This window comes from Bradyrhizobium sp. 192, from assembly GCF_023100965.1.
Lineage (GTDB): Bacteria > Pseudomonadota > Alphaproteobacteria > Rhizobiales > Xanthobacteraceae > Bradyrhizobium > Bradyrhizobium symbiodeficiens.
Genome location: NZ_CP064690.1, coordinates 6,726,254 through 6,749,210 on the forward strand (window position 1 = coordinate 6,726,254; position 22,957 = coordinate 6,749,210).

General features: G+C 60.6%; 12 protein-coding genes and 3 pseudogenes. 8 read left to right on the plus strand and 7 right to left on the minus strand.

Going from position 1 to position 22,957, the window contains the following annotated elements; translation table 11 throughout:
- Nucleotides 1-25 precede the first annotated feature (25 nt).
- Nucleotides 26-1,102, plus strand: a complete 1,077-nt coding sequence (gene ribB, locus IVB24_RS31540) for a 3,4-dihydroxy-2-butanone-4-phosphate synthase (RefSeq protein WP_007594472.1) — start codon at nt 26-28, stop codon at nt 1,100-1,102.
- Here the strand turns inward: ribB and IVB24_RS31545 are convergent.
- A complete protein-coding gene (locus IVB24_RS31545) occupies nt 1,061-1,999 on the minus strand; it encodes a helix-turn-helix transcriptional regulator (protein WP_247770341.1) in 939 nt (312 codons plus the stop codon). The two genes, ribB and IVB24_RS31545, sit on opposite strands and share 42 nt — an antisense overlap.
- A 90-nt stretch (nt 2,000-2,089) precedes the next feature.
- Here IVB24_RS31545 and IVB24_RS31550 point away from each other — a divergent pair, with 90 nt between their 5' ends.
- From IVB24_RS31550 to IVB24_RS31580, 7 genes and pseudogenes are all read left to right on the plus strand, one after another.
- On the plus strand, nt 2,090-4,159 hold the full coding sequence (locus tag IVB24_RS31550; protein WP_247770342.1) for an FUSC family protein: 2,070 nt from the start codon (nt 2,090-2,092) through the stop codon (nt 4,157-4,159).
- Complete coding sequence (locus IVB24_RS31555) at nt 4,156-4,374, plus strand: DUF1656 domain-containing protein (protein ID WP_247770343.1); 219 nt, start codon at nt 4,156-4,158, stop codon at nt 4,372-4,374. Before IVB24_RS31550 ends, IVB24_RS31555 begins: the two co-directional genes overlap by 4 nt.
- A 26-nt stretch (nt 4,375-4,400) precedes the next feature.
- Nucleotides 4,401-5,273 (plus strand): HlyD family secretion protein, encoded by an 873-nt coding sequence (locus tag IVB24_RS31560; protein ID WP_247770344.1) that lies wholly within the window; start codon nt 4,401-4,403, stop codon nt 5,271-5,273.
- A gap of 1,054 nt (nt 5,274-6,327) precedes the next feature.
- Nucleotides 6,328-7,818: pseudogene (gene istA, locus IVB24_RS31565) on the plus strand (IS21 family transposase); the annotation flags it as partial.
- 8 nt (nt 7,819-7,826) lie between these two features.
- Nucleotides 7,827-8,690 (plus strand): IS21-like element helper ATPase IstB, encoded by an 864-nt coding sequence (gene istB / locus IVB24_RS31570; protein WP_346771335.1) that lies wholly within the window; start codon nt 7,827-7,829, stop codon nt 8,688-8,690.
- Nucleotides 8,691-8,735: 45 nt separating this feature from the next.
- Nucleotides 8,736-9,163 (plus strand): annotated as a pseudogene (locus tag IVB24_RS31575) (hypothetical protein).
- Between the two features lie 3 nt (nt 9,164-9,166).
- Nucleotides 9,167-9,253: pseudogene (locus IVB24_RS31580) on the plus strand (SOS response-associated peptidase); the annotation flags it as partial.
- A 179-nt stretch (nt 9,254-9,432) separates the two neighbouring features.
- Here IVB24_RS31580 and IVB24_RS31585 read toward each other — a convergent pair.
- The 6 genes from IVB24_RS31585 to IVB24_RS31610 form a co-directional block, all read right to left on the minus strand.
- Nucleotides 9,433-10,491 carry a hypothetical protein gene (locus tag IVB24_RS31585; protein ID WP_247770345.1) on the minus strand — a complete coding sequence of 353 codons (1,059 nt, stop codon included), beginning with the start codon at nt 10,489-10,491 and terminating at the stop codon, nt 9,433-9,435.
- 299 nt (nt 10,492-10,790) lie between these two features.
- Nucleotides 10,791-13,532 (minus strand): AAA family ATPase, encoded by a 2,742-nt coding sequence (locus tag IVB24_RS31590; protein ID WP_247770346.1) that lies wholly within the window; start codon nt 13,530-13,532, stop codon nt 10,791-10,793.
- Nucleotides 13,533-13,705: 173 nt separating this feature from the next.
- Entirely contained in the window at nt 13,706-15,334 is a 1,629-nt protein-coding gene (locus IVB24_RS31595) for a hypothetical protein (protein WP_247770347.1), read from the minus strand.
- A gap of 281 nt (nt 15,335-15,615) precedes the next feature.
- Nucleotides 15,616-16,596: a hypothetical protein gene (locus IVB24_RS31600; protein ID WP_247770348.1), complete on the minus strand. Its 981-nt coding sequence runs from the start codon at nt 16,594-16,596 to the stop codon at nt 15,616-15,618.
- Nucleotides 16,597-17,123: 527 nt separating this feature from the next.
- Nucleotides 17,124-20,666 (minus strand): YhaN family protein, encoded by a 3,543-nt coding sequence (locus IVB24_RS31605; protein ID WP_247770349.1) that lies wholly within the window; start codon nt 20,664-20,666, stop codon nt 17,124-17,126.
- 3 nt (nt 20,667-20,669) lie between these two features.
- Nucleotides 20,670-21,941 (minus strand): DNA repair exonuclease, encoded by a 1,272-nt coding sequence (locus IVB24_RS31610; RefSeq protein WP_247770350.1) that lies wholly within the window; start codon nt 21,939-21,941, stop codon nt 20,670-20,672.
- Nucleotides 21,942-22,957: the final 1,016 nt, after the last annotated feature.

A 22,957-nucleotide genomic window follows, 5' to 3' on the forward strand; every position in this document is an offset into this window, starting at 1 on the left:
GGTTCCAGCGAGCAGAGCGACCGAGATGACGGGTGTGATCGAAGCGGCCCTGCAGGCGCTCGCCGACGGCGAAATCGTCGTGGTCACCGACGACGACGATCGCGAGGGCGAAGGGGACCTCATCGTTGCCGCCTCGCGGTGTACCGCTGAGAAGATGGCCTTCATCATTCGCCATACATCGGGAATCGTCTGCGCTCCGATTACCCTCGAAGACGCGAGACGCCTGCGGCTTGACCCGATGGTTGTCAACAACGACTCGGCTCACACCACGGCGTTCACCGTGTCAGTGGACTACCGGCCGGATAACGGTACGGGCATCTCGGCCGAAGAGCGGGCCTCGTGCTGCCGTGCACTCGCCAACCCCAACGCTGGCGCCGGCGATTTTTGCCGGCCGGGACACGTCTTCCCGCTGATCGCAAAAGAAGGGGGCGTACTCATGCGCTCGGGTCACACCGAGGCCGCCGTCGACCTGTGCAGACTGGCAGGTCTCGAGCCGGTCGGCGTCATCAGCGAACTGATGAACGACGATGGCTCGGTGATGAAGGGGCCGCAAGTCGCGGCGTTCGCCGACAAGCACAAGCTGAAACAGGTCACCATCGCAGACCTCATCAGCTTCCGGCAGGCCCGCGAGACGCTGATCGAGCGCGTCTCGAGCGTCACGGCGGAGAGCCCGATCGGCCCGCTCCAGGGCTATTCGTATCGCTCGCCGTTCGACCCCATTCATCACGTCGCCTATATCTACGGAGAACTGGGCGACGGCACCAACGTCCTTACGCGCTTCTACAAACCCAACATCCTGCGCGATTTGTTCTCGGGTCAGGAACAGGCCAAGATGAACGTCATTCTGCAACGCTTCAAGGATAATGGCAGCGGCGTGCTCGTCTATCTGCGCGACGGCGCGGCGGGCGTTCCGCCTGCGCCGCTAGGCCCGATCAGTTCGCGCGAAGACGACCGTAATCGGCAATGGCGCGAGATCGGCGTCGGCGCCCAGATCCTGCGGGATCTCAAGATCAGCTCCATCCGTCACCTCACGTCGTCGACGCATCACTTCAAGGGACTTTCAGGCTTCGGCATCGAGATCGTCCGAAACGAAGCGCTCTAACTCCAGCCATCCGCGTTGCGAAAGTCCATTGAGCGCGTCCCGCACCTCAGGCATCCGGCGAAGCTTGCAGTTCGTCTCGCGGCAGGTCTCCCCCGGGCCAGCCTGGCCGGCCTCGCGCTCGGAGAAGTAGCGCGCCGGCGATTTGCCAAGCGCCTTCTTGAACATGGTGATGAACGCACTCACCGACTCGTAGCCGAGCGCCTCGGACACGGACTGAACCGTGTTGCCAGCAGACAATTTCTGGATGGCGACGATGATCTGAAGCTGCTGACGCCAGCGACTGAAGGTCATGCCGGTCTCGGCGAGCACAATGCGCATCAGCGTCCGCTCGCCGAGCGCGATGGCTTGCGCCCACTCCGCCACGGTCCTACGGTTGGCCGGATTGTCCATCAAGGCATCGGCGATCATACGCAGTTTCGAACTCCGCGTGATCGGAAGATGCAGCCGTTCGGTCGGCATGGCGATCAACTCGTTGAGGAGCACCGCGGCGATCTGCGCGGGCGGGCCGTCGGGATCGTAGAGCGGGGGCAGCGTCGCCATCCGATGGATCAGCTCGTGCAACAGCGGTGAGATCGACAGCGTGCAGCATTCCTGCGGCACGCTCGCCGCATCCATGTCCACATAGAGAAACAGCAGGCTGGCGTTGCCGCTGACGCGATTGCTGTGGGGCATACCGCCGGGAATCCAGACGCCGCAGCGCGGCGGGACCATCCACAGGCCGCTCGGCACTTCGCACGTCACACCGCCGCGCTGGGCGAGGACGAGCTGTCCCTTGCGATGGATATGAACCGGCAGTTCGTCCTCCTGCTCCCGGGTATCCACCATGCCGGCCACGATCGGACGGTCCAAAATGTCAGGATCGAACCGCCGATAGTGCTGATAGAGCGTGCCGCGCATTGTCATCCTTTAGCAATTAATTGGCAGAATAACGAAATTCTCCCGACGCAGCAACGCCTATGGTCTCCGTGCTTCACGGACGATCACATCATGCCTTCACCATTTCTGTCTCGGCTTCTCGCAGCAGCAGCGCCCGGCCGGCTCGATCCGAAATGGGCGCTGTTCTCGGCGAACTCCTTCATCGCGGCAATGCTCGCGATCTATTTTGCCTTCCGGCTCGGATTGGAGCGGCCGTATTGGGCGATGCTCACGGTCTATCTGACCGCACAGCCGTTCGCCGGCGCGGTTCGGTCACGCGCCGTCTACCGCTTTGTCGGGACATTGCTGGGCGCCTGCGCGGCGCTGGCGCTGGTCCCGATCCTGGTCGATCAACCCGCGTTATTGTCGGTTGCCGTTACCGCATGGGCCGGACTCTGCCTCTATATCTCCTTGCAGGACCGCACGCCGCGCAGCTATGCTTTCCTGCTGGCAGGCTACACCGCGACGACAATCGCGTTCTCGAGCGTCCACGTTCCGGCGATGGTATTTGTGACCGCGCTGTCGCGTGTCGAGGAGATCCTGCTCGGCATCGGCTGTGCGACCCTGGTGCACACCCTGCTGTTCCCGCGCGACGTCACTACTCCTGTGCTGAAATCCCTCTGCGCCGCATTGTCGGACGCCTTCGCCCGGACCACCGATGTGCTCTGCGCGCGCGTCGACAAGGCACCGAATACGGGGCGCTGGAAGCTCGCTGCGGACATCACGCAAATCGAGATCCTGTCGACGCACCTGCGCTACGCACCGGCCGCGAGCAAGCCGGACCTGCGCGCCATCGGTGCCGTGCAGGACCAGCTCGCATTGGTCTTGCCGATGCTGCTGTCGGTGGAGGACGGACTCGCCGCCTTGGGAGAGCGGCGCTCGGCCGAGTTGAACCACCTGCTGTCTGAACTCGCCGACTGGACACGTGCGCCGGAGCGATCACCGGCCACTTCCGACGAACTGATCAGAAAGTGCACATCGTTCGAAGCGACCTGTTGCAACGATCGCAGCGAATGGGATCGGCTGATCGAGGCCGGAACCGCGGCCAGATTGGCCACGCTGATCGAAGCGCTGGCTGCCGCGCGAAACCTGTCGCGCGCATTGCACAGCGGTGCTCACCCTGCCATTTGGAGCCAAGCTGGCCTGCGGGATCGACACGCGAGGCGACGCCTGCACAGCGATCCCGGCCTTGCCGTTCTGTCGGTCGTGGCTCTTGGCGTCGCCGTGCTCGGCTGCTGCACGGTCTGGATCACGACGGCCTGGCCGGAAGGCGGCGGCGCCACGCAAATCGCCGCCATCGCCGCGGCGCTCTACAGCAGCCTCGACGATCCCGCGCCAACGCTGATTTGCTCCGCGCTCTGGACGCTGGCCTGCCTGCCGGTCGCCGCGATCTACCTGTTCGTGATCTTCCCGGCCATCACCGGCTTTCCGATGCTGGTGTTCTCGCTGGCGCCGACCTTTCTGGTGATCGGCTATCTGCAGGCCAATCCCCGGCATTTCATCAAGGCGCTGGCGCTCGGTCTCGGACTGATCAGCGCGCTCGACCTCCAGAACAAATTCAGCGCCGACTTCGCTCTGTTCATCAATAGCAATGCGGCTGCGATGATCGGACTTCTCACAGCGTTCATCGCAATTCGATTGCTGCGTTCACTGTCGGCATCGGGAGCGGCGCAGCGTCTGCTGCGCCACGGCTGGTCCGATCTGGCGAGGCTGGCTGCTGCACGGCGGCCGATGAGCCGCGCCAGATGGACCAGCATCATGCTTGATCGATTCGGCCTGGTGATCCCTCGGCTGGCTGGCGCGACGACGGACATCGCGGTGGAAGCCCGTCCTTTGGCCGCGCTGCAAATCGGCCTCGATCTGCTCGCGCTCAGGCAAGCCGCAGTGCACGAGGACGCGCGCAGCGACCCTGGCCTCCAGCAGCTTCTGCCGATGCTGTCGCAGGCATTCCGCTGGCTGGCCCGCGGCAACGCGAAACTGAAGCCTGACGATGCGCGCGCCCTTCTGGCCGCGATCGACAACGCGCTGTGCGACACGCGCAAAAACACGACCGCCTGCCAGCAGCGAACGCTCGCGCTGATCGGCCTCCGTCGGACGATGTTTCCGGATGCTCATGCTTTGTCCAGCAAGGCCATGCCATGAACGAGGAAATCGCCATTGCCGGCGTCTACGTTCCGACGTTTGCGCTGGCCTGTGCTTGTGCGCTCGCGGCCTGCTTTATCGCCTCCGCGGCCAACCGCAAATTCATCGGCGTCCATATTCGAAGGTATGCGTGGCACCCCGCGCTGTTCGACTTCGCCGTCTTCGTCATTCTGACCAAGATCTTCTACGCTGTTCTGGGAAAGCTGCCGCTATGACAACGATGAGTTCGATGTTTCCCCGCATGATGCTCACTGTCCTGATGGTGAGCGTCGCGGCACCGGTCGGCATCGGCATGTGGGAGCATTATGAGGCGGCGCCATGGACACGGGACGGCCGCGTCCGCGCCGACATCATCGCCGTTGCCGCCGATGTCTCCGGGCTGGTCGACGAGGTGCTGGTCCGGGACAATCAGGTCGTCCGCAAGGGCGATATCTTGCTGCGGCTGAATCCCGACCGTTTCCGCCTCGCCGTCCAACAAGCAGAGGCGTCTCTGGCCAACCGCGAAGCCGCCGCGGAGAAGGCAGCGAGCGACCGCGCACGATATGAGAAGCTGAGCGAAGGTGTCGTGTCGCAGCAACAGCGCGAGACGATCCGCGCTACGGATTTGCAAGCCAAGGCGCTTTATGGTGAGGCCGTGGCCGACCTTCAAATCGCGCGGCTCGATCTCGATCGATCCGAAATCCGGGCACCCGCGAATGGCCGCGTGACCAATTTCGATTTAAGGCCCGGCGCCTATCTCGCCGCGGGGCGCGGCATCATGGCGCTGATCGACATCGACACCGTGCGTGTCGAAGGCTATTTCGAGGAGACCAAGATCCCGCGGATCCACCTTGGTGACGCCGTTGACGTGAAGCTGATGAGCGGAACGACGCTGAGCGGTCGGGTCGAGAGTATCGCTGGCGGAATCGAGGACCGCGATCGAAGTTTGGGGTCCAGCCTGCTCGCCAGCGTCAATCCATCGTTCTCCTGGGTCAGGCTCGCCCAGCGCATTCCGGTTCGGGTCCGCATCCCGCGCAAAGATGTCGATCGCCTGATCGTCGGAACGACTGCGACGGTGCAAGTCAATGTTGGAAACCGCAACGCACCGCCAAACACCATGGGCGTTTTACGGTAACGCTCGGTAACGCGCTCAGCCGGCGCCAAGAAAATCTAACGAACAAAGCCGAATTGCGCGCCCCGAAAGGATTCGAACGTCCGACCCTCAGATTGGTAGTCTGGTCCGGAGCATTGAAACAACTAGCGTTTGTTACCGTAAGCGCAAGCAAGAATCGCGAAATAGCGCCGTTTCGCCGCGGCACCGGATGTAGCCAGACCTTGAGAAAGGGCCCGCCGATCGCGCCGGGCCAAGTAGAGGGAGGAAACGAAAGGTCGGATATCTTTCGCAAACGCCGAATGCGGAATTCGATCGCGGAGATCTAACGAACGACATCCAGCAGCAATACTGTCGTGCACATCAGACCACATTTTGAGCTGAAGTCCGCAGCTCTCAGTGCCATTTTGGCACTTGATGCGAGGTACGATTTCGACTGCACCAAAAAGCGCGCGCGAAACTTGAATGGTCCCGATCACCAGGCTCCGATCACACCGCCGATGATCCGGTGAGTCTCTTGGTCGATGATCAGCTTGGTCGGCAAACTAGCCTTTCTGGCCGGTCAACGCACTGTCCCGGCACATGCAGGCCCCTGGCCAGTTGCATAGCCGCATCACATTCGGCGTTTTGGGGGTGACGGCTGCGATTTCGGCACAAAATGCCGGGGGCGTTATGAGAATAGGCAAAGACAAACTGTACGAGGCACGACGTTGTGGTGTTTGGTACAAGAGGGCTTTGCCTTGACTTCACCGGCCGCGAAGCGCGGCTCTTTGGTCACTTGTTGTGGGCACAATCAACGAATTGGGCGAGATCTCTGCTCTCGCACCATGCACGGCTTGCTTGGCAGCGATGCACCGCATCTTTCAAAATTTCATTGATCTCCTAGCGACCGCAGAAGATCTCCAAGACTTCTCCAAAGCCATGGCGGACACAGCGACCGCTTTGGACCTATCGTGTTTTGCCTATTGTGTTTCGGCATGGAATAAGGACCCCGTTTTCGGGGTGATCGGCATCCAATCGGGACCCCGGGATAAGGGTCCACAGTGGCTTCCATCGAGTCATGGAAGCCGAGGTTGGGATGCTGGTGGTGGAGACGATTGGTAAGATCCGTCGCGCCTACTTTGTTGATGGTCGTCCGATCAAGGCGATCTGCCGAGAACTTGGCGTATCGCGGAAGGTGGTTCGCAAGGTCATTCGTTCTCAAGCGACGGAGTTCCGGTACGAGCGCGAGACGCAGCCGCTCCCGAAGATGGGTGCCTGGAGTGCCGAGCTTGATCGGTTGCTGGCAGGGAATGAGAGCAAGGCGGCGCGGGAACGGCTGACACTGATCCGGCTATTCGAGGAGCTTCGCGGCCTGGGTTATGCCGGCGGCTATGATGCGGTTCGTCGATACGCCAGGCGCTGGAGCAAGGAACGCGGGCAATCGACCGCGGCCGCTTATGTCCCGCTGAGCTTTGACCCAGGCGAAGCCTACCAGTTCGACTGGAGCCACGAGGTGGTCCTGTTGAGCGGCACCACGGTAATGGTGAAGGCCGCCCATGTCCGGCTCTGTCACAGCCGCATGCTGTTCGTGCGGGCCTATCCGCGGGAGACGCAGGAGATGGTGTTCGACGCCCACGACCGGGCGTTCGCCTTGTTCAAAGGCACCTGCACCCGCGGCATCTACGACAACATGAAGACCGCCGTAGAGACGATCTTCGTCGGCAAAGGGCGTCTCTACAATCGTCGCTTCCTGCAGATGTGCAGCCACTATCTGGTCGATCCGGTCGCCTGCACGCCAGCGTCGGGCTGGGAGAAGGGGCAGGTCGAGAACCAGGTCGGGCTGGTCAGGGAACGCTTCTTCACGCCGCGGCTGCGGTTCAAAAACCTCGAGGAATTAAACGCTTGGCTGCTCGACAAATGCATCGCCTACGCCAAGGCTCATCGCCATCCGGAGCTAGTCGATCAGACGATCTGGGACGTGTTCGAAGCCGAACGCCCCAAACTCGTTCCCTATGCCGGCCGCTTCGACGGCTTCCATGCGGTGACGGCATCGGTCTCGAAGACCTGCCTGGTGCGCTTCGACAACAACAAATACTCGGTCGCAGCCAGCGCAGTCGGACGACCGGTCGAGGTTCAAGCCTATGCCGATCGCATCGTGATCCGTCAGGATGGACGCATCGTTGCCGAGCACCCGCGATCCTTTGGGCGCGGCGATACCGTTTACGACCCCTGGCATTATGTGCCGGTGCTCGCCCGCAAACCCGGCGCCTTGCGCAACGGTGCTCCCTTCAAAGACTGGGTGTTGCCGGCCGCGATCGAGCGGATCCGGCGCAAGCTTGCCAGCACCGACGATGGCAATCGGCAGATGGTCGATATCCTCAACGCGGTGCTGACTGACGGTCTGCCCGCGGTGGAAGCGGCCTGTGCCGAAGCGCTCAGTCACAGCGTCCATTCCGCCGATGTGGTGCTCAACATCCTGGCCCGTCAACGTGAACCCGCCCCACCGGCCAACATCATGACACCGGCCGCACTGACGCTCCGTCATGCACCGATCGCCGATTGTGCCCGCTACGACAACCTCCGGAGGACCATCTGATGGAACGAACCCAAATCTTCGACCTCATGGGCGAACTCAAGCTCTACGGCATGAAGGCTGCCTTCGACGAGATCATGGCAACTGCCGTCAAGCGCCAGCACGAACCTCAGCGCATTGTCGGCGATCTGCTCAACGCCGAGATCAACGAGAAGCAAGCCAGGTCGATCAAATATCAGCTCACCATTGCCAAGCTGCCGCTTGCCAAGGACATCGCCGACTTTCAGTTCGACGGCACGCCGATCAATCAGACTCTCGTCAATGATCTCGCTGGCGGCGGCTTCATCGCCCAGCAACGCAACGTCGTGCTGGTTGGCGGCACTGGCACCGGCAAAACCCACCTGGCCATTGCAATTGCAAGAAGCTGCATCCGATCCGGTGCCCGCGGCCGCTTCTTCAACGTCGTCGACCTCGTCAATCGCCTCGAGACCGAGACCCGCAACGGACGGCAAGGACGGCTCGCCGAGCATCTGACCCGGATGAACTTCATCGTGCTGGATGAACTCGGCTATTTGCCCTTCGCCCAGTCCGGTGGCCAGCTTCTGTTCCATCTCGTCAGCCGGCTCTATGAGCGCGCCTCCGTCATCGTGACCACCAATCTTGCGTTCGGCGAATGGCCGAGCGTGTTCGGCGATGCCAAAATGACCGCCGCGCTACTCGACCGATTGACCCATCACTGCGACATCGTCGAGACCGGCAACGACAGCTGGCGATTCAAAAGCCGCGACGATGTTCAAACAACCCGCGCTCGCGCCGTCTCCGCAACCCCGACCAGCTCCGACGACCCGAGCGCTACCAGCAGAGCACGCCGATCAAAGGGGTCCATTTTGGATGCCGATAGGGGGTCCCAGTCAAACGCCGATTGACAGCTCCGGATTGCCGATCCGATCTCTTGGCGCCTGGATATCCGGATGGCCCCGAAGTATCACCCCACGCCCCTGTCGGGCGGCGATCGCAAGGCTCTGGCAAAGGAGCTCGGCAAGGCACGCGCGATGGCCAACATGCTTGCTGCCCAATCGGCGGAGATGCGGGCCAAGGGCGAGGCCATGATCCAGCAAGCTGACAGGCTGCTTTGCGAAAGCTGAAACGAGCGGATGTGGAGCGACGGCGAACCTATCGATCCCTCGCCCACCATCGATCAGGCTGTGAACGGAGGCTTTCCCTGGCTGGAGATCAGGTGCGCTCGCTGCAAGACGCCGAGCGACGTCGACCTCGCGGCGATGAAGCATCCGCCGACCACGTTCGTGCATGATCTCGCAAGCCGGCTACGCTGCCGCGTCCATCCGCGACTCTGTTACAATTGACCTGGCAGCCTCGCCATCCTCGAACCGAAGCCTGATCGATGTGCAATCTCTATTCGATCACGACCAACCAGGCCGCCATCAGCGCGCTATTCCGCGTCGTGAACCAATACGTTGGCAATCTGGCGTCCACCACAGCACGGGCCGGCTAAAACTTTCCAAGGATCGTTGTTATGTCGACGGCGCCCTGTTGCCAGCCGTTATCCGCCTGTCGGCGTGTTCGACGACCTGACCCAGGACAGGGACGAGATCGCGGTCGGCAGCACCCCGCAGCAGGCGATCGTGGCGATTTGCTCCGCTGAACAGATCAGCGCCCCATTCCCATCAGCATGTCGTCAACCTTCTCGAACATTACATTCTCAGGCGGATCTCCGGCATCAGCTCCTTCCAACATGGCGCAAAGTTCGGCCATGCTGATCACAAGGATCAGCTTTTGATCTTCGCGCAATGCTTGCTCGGCGGCGATCCTCGCCTGAGCCGAGGCCCCTTCGCGGGCGAGGATGATCGCTACCGTTCGAAGCCCGCCCCTGAAGAGATATTTCTTTGTCAGCTCGATCTCGTTCTGACCGACCGGTGCCTCATAGTTCTTGGCGTCGAAGACGACGTAGCGTGTCGAAAAATCGGAAGCGATCATTGACCAAAAAGAGTTCCCCTCCGACCTAATGCGGCAGATCAGATCCATACGATGCAGGCCTTCTCCGCTGCGCTTCTGGGACGTGGACCGATGCAATTCCCGACCGAATAGGAACTTTACCGCATCTGCGCATGTGCGTTCGAACGCCTGCCACCCATGCGTACCAGCAAGCGTCGCCCGCAAAATGCCGGCGATCGCCGTACCCTTCGCGAGAACTTGAGTTTCGGCCCGCGGTGCAATCGAACGCGTGTCCATTGCTGTGTCGCCGGCAAGTTCGTCGAGCTGCTCGGCAAGCGTTTTATCCTCGCCGGCGAGCTCGCGAAGGTGCTGCAGAGTCCAGATGTCGATGGTTCCCGCTACCCGTGATCGCGTCGCAGCAAGGGTTTGGTCATCGACGTCGAACGAGAGGATGATTATCCCTCGCTGATAACGTCCTTGCGCCAGTATCTCCTGCATGTGGGCTACGGCTTCCCGCAGCCGCCGTTGCCATTCGCTCTGCCAGCGGTACATCTTGAACTCGACGGCGAGCGGCTCGCTCTCACCCGCCGGTGTAAAGGCTAGGTCTGGTACAAGCCGGAGCTCGTTCCATCTTTCCTCATCGTCGGGCGCCTCGTCCGGTCGCATGACGTAGGCCGCACCGACTTTATCTTGACTCAGAATTCGCCTGATCAGCTCGTGCCAATCCTGCGTCAGCCCCATGATCTCGATCTGGAGGTCCTTCATCGAACCCATGCGTCGTCACTTTCCACGCCAATGCCCGCTTTGGGCGGCAGTTGTAGCCGCGTAAACCAATGACAGGCTTTAAGCCTTGCGAAAAGATGGTCTCAACGGCCGATTTCAAGGGCGCGTAGCCGCCGTCGCATTTAAGTTGAATGAGCTGCCAAACACAGCGTTAGGCCAAAACTGGACGTGCAGGTTTCCGCCAGGACTCCCCGCCTCAGAAAGTCCTTCAATACCCCACCCGGCTGAGAAGAGCGATTTCCAAGGAAATTACCCTTGATCACAATATTCATCTGCCATCCTCCGCCACTTTAGCTTCGCTGGTGCAATGATTTGTAGAACTGCCGCGGCGCACCAGGACTCGGCTCGTATCTAAAGCACTCACAGTACTGATCGATTGACTGCATCACGCCCAGAAGCGATGGACCCGAAAAACTGAGCGTTTGCCCCGTCCCCCAGTGACTGAGGAAATTACCAACGATGGTTGCCATGTTGGCATTCAGCCCGGCGATTTGAGTAGCATCGAGCACGAGAGAATTGGCAGCTTGATGCAGTTTGACGGCCGCCTCGATAGCCTGCAGAAATTCATGCGCAAGCTGTTTGTTGTCGTTGAACGCGACGTCGACAGGCACCGGGATGCGCAGGCGGCTGATGAGATCGCTAAGGCGGTATTCCAGATATTGCCGCACGCCCTCTTTGGCAAAATCCACCTGCCCTGCCTGCAGCATCGAGATCGTCTGATCGCGCACCTTGTTGACGGCGCCGGCCTGCGGCAGAACCGCGATTTGCGGAACGCCTTCGAGCCGCTGATGCCACCAGGTCCCTGTATTGCTGTGCTTGTTGAACAGCTTCTCCAGCATGGTGTCGTGGCTTAGCAGGATGACCTGCAGGCCGGATGGGTTCGCCGGACGGGCGAAAGACGTCCTGAGCAGCTCAACGAGGAAATTCTGATGACCCGCATCAAAGCTTGAGGTCACGTCGTCAAGCACGATGAACTTCGGAAGCCCGCCATAAAGAGAGGCGGCCGCGAGATAGAGAGAAATCGCGAACGCGTTCCGGAAGCTCTCCGAAAGCAACGCCTGCGGCGAAAGATTCTGCAGCCCGTGGAAGTCCGCGAGCGCGATTTGAAGGTCCTCGCTGTTGGCGCGTTTAGCTACCGTCGGAACGACACCGAAGAACGAGAGCTTGTCGAAGTACGCCCTGAAAACCGGCTCGACGGCGGCCAACCGCGCCTTGCTGAGAGCGCCTTCCGCGGCGCCGAAGCAATCGGAAGCAGAATCAAGAAAGCGCTTCACCTGCGTGACCAACGCCTCCCGCCCTTGCTCCAGCCCCGCGGCTTTTTCAGCCTCGGCAAGCTTGTTCCAATTGGCCTGGAGGCGACGAGCCGCCTCGACTTTGCGCGTGACCTCGACGGAGGACGGCGGCAGTTCCTTCTCAAGATCGGCTTGTTCGGCAGCCAGGCTCTGCTCTTTCTGGTCGGCCCGTGAGCGCAACGTTTTCAGCCACTCCATGAGGCTCTCCGCGTCGTTAGAGGTGATATCGCCCTTTTCCGCGCGCGCCTTCAGCTTCGCAATCAGCCGATTATCGGCGCCCTCCTCCAACTTAGATTCAAGATCGCCAAGATCGGACCAGCCGGCTTCGCCCCATTCTTTTGCAATCGCCGTTCCTGCCTGCTCCAATGCATCGAATTGGGAAAGCTTGGAAGCGATATGCGCCTTCAGATCGTGCGAGCCCTTCTGATCGCAAAGCGGGCACAGCGTGGGATTACTCCATTCCGGCAAGCCAAGCGCCTTTTGCCCGGCCTGAAACAGGGTCAGCATGACGTCGCCTGCGGTTTCAGCGAGCGCCTGATCGCGTGCCTTTGCCAGGGCCACAAGCACGGCCGCACGCTCGGGTTTCGGAGCTTCGACATTGAGCTTCTTTAGATCCGCCCGCTCGCGAATGCATTCGCTCAGGCGGTCCCGCTTAGGCCCTCCCTCGGCCGCCTTCACCGCCTCAATGCAGGCGTTAATGTCAATGTCGTGAAAAGCTTTGTTCTCGCAGAGCGGCTTCAGAGGACCGATCTGCTCCAGAGCATGGTGACACTTCGCCTGTGCGGCCGCTCCATTGAGGGCTGCCAAAGGCTGCCCTACCAACACTGCATAGTCGGCCGCAATGGCGGCGCGCGCATCGGCCGCTGCCTTCTCCTCGCGGCCGCGAAGCTGCGCGTGTTCTGCTACCGCGAAATGGTTGTTAAAGGCCCGCGTGTTCGCGACAGCCGCAAGTGACTGGCGCGTTACACTGTATTGGGCGAGACCAAGCAGACCCGAGAACGTCCGGCCCCGATCCAGGGGTTTTGCTGAAATGAAGCTTTGAAACGTGTGCCCGTCCAGAAGAACAAATTCGCGATTGAGCGATCGCAGAATGCCTTCGGCATCAGCCGCCGGCGCCGACGAGACGGTGCGATTACCTTGCGCGTCCCGCTTCACCGTGATGGCTACTTGCTGGCCGCCCGGCTCGGCGATCAGCTTGAGCGTGATCGTCGCCAACCCGGATGAGTTGAATTTGTTCAGATAGTAGTCGGGGCCCCGTTCGCTTGCGGGCAAGTCTTCAAGCCACGCTACCGCACCGCATATCGCATATCGGACCGCATCGTAGACAGAGCTCTTGCCCACCCCGTTTACCGCCGAGATGCTATTGACCTTGTCGGTATGAAACTTCAGCTCGAGCGGCTTGCCTTGATTGTTAATGCCGCGAAAGCCTTCGATCGAAAGTCCTTCAAGCAACCAGCCGGTTGCGGACGGCAAAGCAGCGGCCGGTGCCGCCCCTTGGCCGGTAGCGGCGCCTGAAACCGGGTTCGCGGTTTGCGGCTGCGATGGCTTTCCGGCAGCGGCGAACAAGCCGTTCAGAATGTCCTGCTGGCTGTATGTGCCCTGCGACAACGCTTTGAAGTGGGACTGCAGTTCTCCGGCAAGCGCGGCGTCCTCCTGAGCCATGTGCCCGAAGAACGCCGCGATGTTCGCTTCAAATACCCCGTGCTCGGTAAACTCGAATTTTTTTCCGCTTGGGGCCATGCCCTTCTCCCAAAATTTCTTATCAATATTGGCTGCCGCTTTGCGGCTCAGTCTTCATGACCGCAATCTGCGAGCGTCGTTGACACAACTGTCGACGACTGCTTTTTCAACTGGAAGGAGGTCCGCCCACGTTCTACTGGAATGACGACCCCGGTAAAAAACCGCATCTGCTGTCAGCCCCGCAAGCGGTCGGCGAAACGCTTGAGATCCACCCGGTCCTCGTCCATCAGGAAGAAGCCCCGGGCCGGGTAATCGTTGGTCCCTCCGCCCAACACGCGCCGCTCGTTGATCTGGGAGATCATATAGGCAAAGGCCGGATTGAAGCGGCGCAGCGGCCATCCGGTCGCTGCGTGCAATTCCTCGACGCCGACCGTGTCGCTTTTCGTTAGCGCGAGATCAACGATTACGACCACATCCGATGCCGGGTCGGTCTTCACGGCATGCGGATCGAAAGTGATGAACAGCTCGGCCGTAGTGCGCATGCGTGGAATCCGCTTTGAAATCACCGCGCTCGTCCGCAGATAACCGTCCTTGGCGAGCTCCGCCACCGCGAACGCCAAATCGTCGATGGTCGAGTCCGGGAAAGCCTTCCTCAGATCTTCTTCGGCGATGAAATCATCGAAACCTTTCTTGGAGCGTTCCGACACCCACAATCCGATGCTGACCGCGAGCTTGCCCAGCTGGCCGACCGTCAATGCGGCCGGCTCCTTTGCTTGCGGCGCTACAATCGGCCTGGCAGGCAGCGACCCATGGCCCGGCGGCGACACGCCGTTCGCGAGCCACGCATCGATATGGTCGATCATCGTCTTGCAGATATCCGCGAACTGGAGAATGTCCTCGCCAACCAAGGGCACCGTCTCGCCGAGGCGCGCATCCGTCGCGTGCTCAGCGAAAGCCGCATCGGCGACACCCAGATTATGCCCGATCACATGGCGCTTTTGAATATTGAGCGTCAGCACCGCGAGCGCGTCGGCGCTCAATGCCCCGAACGGATCGAAATCGAATTCGGAAAAGCGCTTTCGGCCCCTCTCGATATTCTGAAAGGCATTTCCCGGTGGCTTTACCTCGGGCGCGTCGGCGGGCCGCGTGGTGAGCTTGTAAAGGTAGACCGTCTTGAGCGTCGCCTCGAAAGCCGTGAGCACATCTTCATGCGCATTGCCGAGCAGCCGGTAGGCAAGCTCGTCCGCGCCTGCGTCCAGCTTGCCGGCGAGTTCCACCTGCTCCCGCACGAGCGTCGCCTCGCGCGCGAAGTGCAGATGAATGTTGGGCGCGCCGCAATCCGGACAGAACAGCGAGATCGCGAAGACGCCGTAGTCGCGCCCGCATTCGTCGCAGATCAAATCGCGCAGCAAATCGCGTCGAGCAAAACGGGGCCTGGGCTTGGGATACGGTTTCGGACCCGGTTTGATCTTGACAAACTTACTGCCCGCGAACTTGCGCCCTAAATCGGCGAACATGCCGTGAAAGACTTCAGCGACGTCGGCCGCGGCGGCATGCGCAACGACTTCCTTCGCGGCCGCAATATCGTCAGGGTGCGTGAAGGCACCGTCTTCGGCCTTTACGCCGCTGTAAGGGCAGATAGTCCCCGGCGTGCCCGGCGCATGGGTCATGCGCGGCGTGGGCGCCTCCGGCGGGGTAACGCCTTCCACGCGGCCGCCGAGCAGGAAATGCCGCGGATGCGCATTTTCGTTGGGCGAATAGCGATAGACCCGACCATCCGGCGTTCTAGGTAAGGGTATAGCGAGTTGCATGTCGCTGCCGGCCCCGCTGCTCCTGTAGCTTTCAAGATTCCTGAAACGCATCGCCGTCACATCCGCACAGGCCTGGGTTGAGTCGATCCACAACCGTTAGTATATCACGCGGCTTCTGGTCCATCGATATTCGTGTATTCTTTTCCCTTCTCAATTTACGCGCGCCGGTATTGCCGACCGGGCTTTGCTCGCCTGCGCTCTCCAGGCTACCCGTTGCGTCTCGGGGCTGCCCTCGATTCCCCTGACGGCGGCGCTATGCCGACACTCTTGCGAGTGCCATTTCATCGGGCCGCTCATTGCGGGCGCTGCAACGGAGCATGGTACCTCAGCGCTCAAGGAGTTCGCGAGGGTTGGGTTGGAAAGTCCACGCCGGAAACCATAAGGCGGACGTCATCGCCGTCCACGAAAATGAAATCCGCCGCGTTGGAAATAAACCCCTGAGGATCACGCGCGCCCCGCACCCTGCCGTGCGCCGTGTTGAAGGTCACGTCTTCGTTGACGAGATACCCGTAGCGCAGGAAGCCAGCTCCGTAGAGCCCATCGGAGCCTTTTGGGTATCGAGCGAACCGGACCTTGTTGTAATCAGGTTTAAGCATGCTCACGAATGCTTTTTCGGCGTCCGCTACGACCTGCTTTCGGTCAAGATTATCCTCGAAGTCGCTATCCTGAAAATCGTGTTCTGGCTCGAAGGTTTGCATAACGAGCGACTCGGTCCGGAACAAAAACAAATACGTCTCGTCAGAGACACGCGCGCCGGGAAATCGTTGAGGCTCATTGGCCAAAATCGCTGTTCGCGCATGATGACCCTTGTCGATCAGTCGATCGAAACTATCCCCTGTTTTGGCAATACCAACGTAGAGAAGATCGTACACCGCAAGCTCAGCGTGCCGGTTAAGCCCCTCGATTCCAGGCCACTCATGCGCGCGGCTCCAAAGCAACTTCTCAGTGGTGAACCATTCCAGCACTTCCGAGCCGTCCTGCTTTACGGGGCCATCCCAGAAGCGGACGAATTTAGGGCCAAGCTCGATATATAACGTATCGGGGTCGGCCTCCTCGATACCGGGCAGGTCTTTGATGCGCAGCAACACGTGATCGGAAGGGCCACCCTCGACCGAGACGTCAAAACTCAAGGTGGCCTCTTCGTCGTCTTTCCGGAAATCGCTGAGCTTGATCTCCGGTCGGCCGCCAATGATATAGAAGTCACTCTGCCGCAGCATTTCCTCAACTTCCGGGACGTCCCTGAACCACACAGCTTCCTGGTTGGAGACCGGCGGAAATACCAGCTCAAGCTTCGAGATTTTTGCGCGTGTCACTGTGGGTTCTGACATAGAGGGAAATTAGCACTTCGGCATCAAGGATTGAACAAGCGAATTCAGATGCTTTCATTACCTTGGCATTCAGCTCGGGGATGCTAAGAAGCGAAGGCGCCGAGGTCCGGTGACGATCCCTCTCGCAAGGGAATATCGAGCCGCTCGCGGAGGCCGGTTTGCGGCTGCAGTCGGTCCCGCGCCCCCACTCCGGGCGGCGCTATGCTGACGCTCCTACGGGTGCCATTTCACCGGCCCAGCGCTTACGCCCTCCGGCGCGATCCGCAGGCCTTTTCATGACCGCCTGTCGCGGTCGCTGCCCCCGTCGGCCCGCCGCCAAGAACAATCTGCTCTCCGTGGCTCGGCTTCGCCTGCGCCCGCGCCAAACTCCGCAGATTCTTCTTGCGGCTTGCACACCCCGCTCTCGGCGAGGGCCAAGGCTGCATCACCCGATGCGACCCTGACCAACAAGGAGGAGACGGTAGCGACATCGAATCCCATTGCCGGTCTTTGCGCGACTGATCGCAGGAACGCTATGCCACGTTTTTCAGGGGATCATCGTGATGCTCAAGCACGGCTGTCGACACATTCCCGCCGAACGCAGTGCGGGCCACGTCAATCAGGTGTTGATGGTGGGTAAAGAACAGCACCTGCGTTTTTTCCGAGAGCTCGCGCAGTACTTTGAACCCGGCAGCAGCGCGCTCATCGTCATAATTGATAAACAGATCGTCTGCGATGAAGGGCGCTGACCCGGCATGGGCGAGATACTCTTCGACGGCGGCGACGCGAAGGGCCAAGAACAACTGATCGGCCGTGCCCTCACTCAGGCCGGAAACCCCCACTACGCTCCCGTCGCGCCGAACACCTGCGAGATGAGGAACGTCTTTCTCATCGTACTCGAGCGCGAGCCTCTCAAAGGATCCGCCGGTCAGGATAGAAAACAGCTCCCCCGCACGCTTAAGCAGCGGCGCCTGCTTTTCTCGGCGGAAGCGTTCGATCGCCCATTGCAGGATGAGCGATGCCGAGCGCACACGGGCATATTGGCTGGCGGCGTCTCTCATATCCGCGAGCGCTGCCTGACGGTCGGACGCGGCCTTTGCAGCGGCAGCGTCGCCGCCAAGTGCTTCGAAAACGCGCGCCGCGTCGTTGCGCTGCTGGATGGCCTCAAGCTGGCGCTGTCTTTGATCCTTCAGGGATTGCGTTAGCGTCTGTTCGCGAGCCGCCGCCTGATCCAGGTCGCTGTTGCGGCACTCCTCTCCAAGAGCGTCAATGCCAAGACCATCCCCGTCCGCTTCGAGCGTCATATGCAGGCTTGCTTGTTCATCCTTAAGCCCGCGCAGCAAATCGGATTGCCTTATGGCTGCGCGCAACGCATCGAGCGTCACGCAAGCCGCCTGTTGCAGCTTCAGGATAATTTCCTGCGCGGCTTCTCTCGACTTGTCGCGGTCCTCTAATTTCTTTTGAAGGCCGTGGATGGCCGCTTTCTTCTCACCGAGCGTTGCCTGGCTTTGCTTCGCGTCATCCAGCCGCGCCTGCATTTTGATGACAACGTCGTCAGCATCTGCGCCTGCCAAATCCGTTGCTACGGACCCGGCGAGTCTCGCTACCTCGCTTTCAAATGCTGTAATATCCCGCTCGATCTTGCCGATACGCTCATGCTGCAGGTCGGCAATTTTTGCAGCGACGTCGCGCATCTGTTCCAGAGCTTCGATCTGGCCTTGTATGGTCTCGACCGCCGCCTCGCCCGACAAGTTCAGCGCGGCCAAGGCCTCCTTCCATTCTTTTTCCCACTCGCGCTGCTCTTTCTCGGCGCTTTCGAGGGCCTTGCTCTTGCGCTCCGCGTCAGCCTTGATCTTGCGTTGCTCAAGCTCGAGCTCGGCGCGCTTTTGCGCAATCGCTTCCTGCGTCCGGATGCGCAGCTCCGCCGTCGTCAGAATGCCGTTGAGCGGCAGGCTTTCTGCGGTGGCGGCAACCGCAGGATCCTGCAGTATGCCAACAAGCTGCTTCCTGGCGTCCGCAATCTCCTGCTGCAGCGATGCCGACGACCGGAGGGCAGCGTCGCGCTTGGCGATCTGGCCAAGCAACACTGTCCTTGCATCGAGCCATTCGAGCATTTCATCCGGGGTCGATGGCGTGTCCGTAACACCGGTCCACATGCCCACCCATGCAGCGGCCAGTCCAGACTGCTCCCGGGTTAGCGCTTCCAGCTCTTCTTTTTGCGCGTGCAGTCCGTCTTCCTGTTCAGTAATCTGCCGGACCAACACCATCGCCTCGGCCGTCGATTGTGCATTCTCAAACCGCTGATCGGCAGCTCCGTCGGCATGGCCGATGCTCGCCTCAAATACGCTCAGCAGGGAACCGCCCTTCGTGAAGGCCTGTTCGTCGGCATCCGGCACGGCGACGTTCTCAATGTGCTTCCGCTTTATGATGGACCAGCCGGCATCACGAAGCTCCCGCAATTTCGTCAGCTCGCCTGCGGACACGATCCCTTCATCCGAGACAAGCCGGAGGTAAGCTTTGCGATTGTTCTCGACCATCCGGGCGGATTCACGGATTGCCGCCTCGCGGCTATGGATGCGGCGTTCCAATTCGTGGGCGGCATCACGGTGCGCTTTGACTGTTGCGTTGACCGGCGGCCGCATGGCGCGCAAACGCGCCTCATCTGCAACCGCGGGATTCATCGTCGCCATTTGCTCCTGACAGAGATCATTGGCGTCCCGCCGCTCTCTTTGGGCCGCCTGCAGACGCGCATCCAGGTCACCGAGGGCGCGGATGGATTTCACGACGCCCGCGAGCGCCGAAACATCCTGCGCGGCGCCCACCGATTCGATACGGACACGAATTTCTTCTACCTTCTCAAGCGCGTCCTCGACCGCTTTCCGTGCGTTTCCCACCGCCGTGAAACGGCTGCCGCGCGCGGTCAACAACCCACGGACAACCGAGATCTTGGCGCGCACGGGAATCCGGGCGATCAAATCCTCGACTGTTGGAGCCATCCATTCCAGTTCGGTGGCCAGGCGTTTCAGCGCCTCTTCTGAAGCCGCAAGATCCGCGCGCCGCTTTGGCAGGTCCGCCCTGCCCGACGCGATCTGGATGCGGCGTTCGTAAAGCCGCTCTATTTCCGGTCCGTGCTGAAGGAGATTGTCATCGATAACCAGGCCATCGCACTCCACGCCGATGGCCGCGATCTGTTCGCCAAACGCGCTGATGCGCACTTCTGCGGCGGCGTTATCGGAGGCCGCTTTCTCGAATTCGCTCGCCGCGCCGGCGGGAAGAACCGCAACACCGCCAAGCCCGGCGATGTCACGCTCGATTTCCGCCAAACGCCGCACGGCGCGATAAACGCGCCGGATGCGCGCGATTTTGGCGAGTTCAGTAACCTGACCTTCAATCTCCTTTTCAATGCTGGCGCAGCGCTCGCGCGCATCATCGAAGGCCGATTTCAGTTCCTGCCATTTGCTTGCCGTCACGGTGTGCTGCCGCAAGGCGGTTTCCGCATCCTTGAGGCGGTCTTCGGCCTGGTAATATTTTCGATGCCCCGCTTTGCGGCCGGCCCAGAGCCCTTCGGCCTCTTCCTGCATCGCTGCAAGGCGGCCGCGAAGTCCCGACACGCCTGCCCCGGCCGCGAACAAGGTGGCGCCGACATCGTCCTTGGCCTGGATAATGTCACGCCCGCCGACGCGCAGGCGCTCATGATCGAGACAGAACATCCTGCAATAAAAGGCGCGATCAATCCCTCCGAGCAGCGGCCCAAGCGTCCCGTCGCCTGTGCTCAAGGGCAGATCGTCCCATCCCAGGATGGTATCTTTATTGCCCTTGCGACGCCGGATGGCGAGCGTATTCGCATCGTGCTCCAACGTCGCACCGATCCGAAGTGCAGCGTTTTCATGAAGAAAGTTGCGAGGAGACTGACCGGGGATTCCGAACAGCAAATCTTCAATCGCCGACATTGTCGTCGATTTCCCAGCCTCGTTCTCACCGTACACGATATGAAAATCCGGCCCACCTGACGGAAAAGCGAGCGTCCGGTCGGTGAAATTGCCGTAGCGAATGAGATCAAGAGAACGCAAACGCATTGTTCAGCGCCTCCCTGCACTCAGGCGTGCATTTAGATACGCGCCGGCCTGATCGATCACCACGGCAAAATCCTTGTTGATGGCGGCCAGCAGAAGCGTATCGTCCACATCGAGCACAGCGTCATGCGGAAGCTTGCGGATGAGTTCGCCCAGTTCATTCGCTATCTGAGCCTGCAATTCAGAATCGCCGGCTGCCTGCGACAGCAAGGCGTTCAAATCATTGAGAGCTTCCTGATCCATCGCTCCCGACATTGTCGATGCTGGCTGCGTCGCATTCGTCACGCTCGAGATCCACGCAATCTCTTCGCCGAGCGCCAGGGAAGCGGCGCGCGCCTCGGCCAGCAGCTGGGTCTCTGACGCCAGCAACTCGCCATGGAGAGCGCTCGCACCCGTCAACTGGATGCGGCATGCCAGCAGCCGCCCCTCTGCGTTTCTCGTGGCTGCATCAATCTTGTTTTTGATTTCATCGACGACGTCGCCAAACTGCGGGCACGCGCCGACCGGCACATCGATCTGCGCCCAGCGCACGACGTCGGTGTGAAGCGGTTCAATGCTTTGCAGAACGCCGTCCTGAACGGTGTTCAGGTAAGCTGACTTTGGACCTGTTTCGCGAATATGCCGGCCCTGCAGGTTGCCGCAGAAAACGACGTGAGGATTCTCGTGCAGAACGCTGGCCTGATGCACATGCGCCAACGCCCAATAATCATAGCCCTTGTTCACGAGCTCATCGAGGCTGCACGGCGCGTAATTCTGGTGAGGTCCATTCACGCCTCCAAGCGCAGTATGCAACACGCCGATGTTGAAGCAGCCTTTGAGCGGCGGAGGATAAGCCGCCGCGAGATTGTCTGTTGTCGCGGGCACTCTGAAGCTTTGGCCATGCAGCGCGACGCGGCATCCTTCCAGCTCAAACGTTTGCGGCTTCCGATAGCCGAAGACCTGCACGTTGTCCGGCAAGGTGAGCCGCCGGGTGATCTGGCTTTCGGCATCGTGATTGCCGTGGAGCACGAATACGGGGATGTTCGCTGCGCGAAGACGCCCCATCTGCCGGACGAAAAAGAGACCTGTCTGAAAATCGCGCCAATCGCCGTCATAAAGATCACCGGCGATGATCATGAAGGCGACCTGCTCTTCAATCGCCCCGGAAACGAGATCTTCGAAGGCGGTTCTGGTTGCCGTCCGGATGCGCTCGGCGGCAGCCCCCTCCTGACCGCTCACCCCTTTCAGAGGGCTGTCGAGGTGGATATCCCCGGTATGAATAAATTGGAAGGAACTCATCCTCGCCCCGTTCGAATCGCCACCGTGAACGAAACATGAAAATCAAGTTCTCGCAATGGGTGTGGATAACTGTGTCCTTTTCCCCAGAGTTGAGGCCCATGACCGGAAAGGCGTGAATTTCCGGTGACTTAGCTTGGAGGTCATGACCGTGGACGCACCGGCGCCCGGCCGGACTCTCGTAAACGGAGCCACGCGGGTTTGAGAGGCGTGTTTACCCCTGCCGTCAAGGCTAGGTCCTTTGGGTCTCTATTAGCCGGGATCGTCAAGCTTCAAGAAGCACATGACGCCGAGAAAGCGCTAATGGCTATTCCACGCTTTCATTTTCCAAGCCGTCCTTATGATCGGCATCGGTGAAACCGCACCGCTCCATGAACTGCCAAGCGTTGAACCAGCTGTACAGCTCGTTGACCTTGAGCACCGAGATATCCTCGTCGCACAAGCGACCGCCTCTCCTTTTTTCGCGCCCTCGGCCGAGTTGCCTAGAACTCCCGCGCCTTCCCCCACGCGCAAGCTGAAGCTCCGAGCTGAATTATCACTGCAGACCGTTGCACGCGCCGACGCAGACGCATATCGCCTACTGCGGCGCGCAGGTGCGTCGCGCTACGCTATAGCCGCAGGGCAGACGCCGGCGCGCGACGACGCCTTCTCGTCGAGCTCCGAGCGGTGGCAGTACTACATTTGGTACGACATGCTCGATCAAGCTGCGGCTTAAGTGCTGATGATGCTTTGCTTTTTGCGATGTCCCGGTCCAATCCATCATAGGACAGACCGAGGCTCTAACGTGCCGAGTAGCAGTGTGACGCCTTCCTACCTGGAATTCAACCGCATCAGTTTCGCACCAGAAACCACGTGACCAAAGCACAAAGAACGCGATCGAATTCAACCGAAAACGCAGCAAGAACAACGAAACTGATCGATAGTCTGCCGCTCATAACGGGCTGGTTGCAGGCTCGAGCCCGCTGACCCGCAAGTGAAATCAGCAGACTGTCGCACGCCGGCCGGGATCACCGCTCCAG

Bases quoted from the DNA above. Each gene is read 5' to 3' on its own strand.
- ribB (WP_007594472.1), top strand. From the start codon at position 26: ATGACGGGTGTGATCGAAGCGGCCCTGCAGGCGCTCGCCGACGGCGAA.
- IVB24_RS31545 (WP_247770341.1), bottom strand. From the start codon at position 1,999: ATGCGCGGCACGCTCTATCAGCACTATCGGCGGTTCGATCCTGACATT.
- IVB24_RS31550 (WP_247770342.1), top strand. From the start codon at position 2,090: ATGCCTTCACCATTTCTGTCTCGGCTTCTCGCAGCAGCAGCGCCCGGC.
- IVB24_RS31555 (WP_247770343.1), top strand. From the start codon at position 4,156: ATGAACGAGGAAATCGCCATTGCCGGCGTCTACGTTCCGACGTTTGCG.
- IVB24_RS31560 (WP_247770344.1), top strand. From the start codon at position 4,401: ATGATGCTCACTGTCCTGATGGTGAGCGTCGCGGCACCGGTCGGCATC.
- istB (WP_346771335.1), top strand. From the start codon at position 7,827: ATGGAACGAACCCAAATCTTCGACCTCATGGGCGAACTCAAGCTCTAC.
- IVB24_RS31585 (WP_247770345.1), bottom strand. From the start codon at position 10,491: ATGGGTTCGATGAAGGACCTCCAGATCGAGATCATGGGGCTGACGCAG.
- IVB24_RS31590 (WP_247770346.1), bottom strand. From the start codon at position 13,532: ATGGCCCCAAGCGGAAAAAAATTCGAGTTTACCGAGCACGGGGTATTT.
- IVB24_RS31595 (WP_247770347.1), bottom strand. From the start codon at position 15,334: ATGCGTTTCAGGAATCTTGAAAGCTACAGGAGCAGCGGGGCCGGCAGC.
- IVB24_RS31605 (WP_247770349.1), bottom strand. From the start codon at position 20,666: ATGCGTTTGCGTTCTCTTGATCTCATTCGCTACGGCAATTTCACCGAC.
- IVB24_RS31610 (WP_247770350.1), bottom strand. From the start codon at position 21,941: ATGAGTTCCTTCCAATTTATTCATACCGGGGATATCCACCTCGACAGC.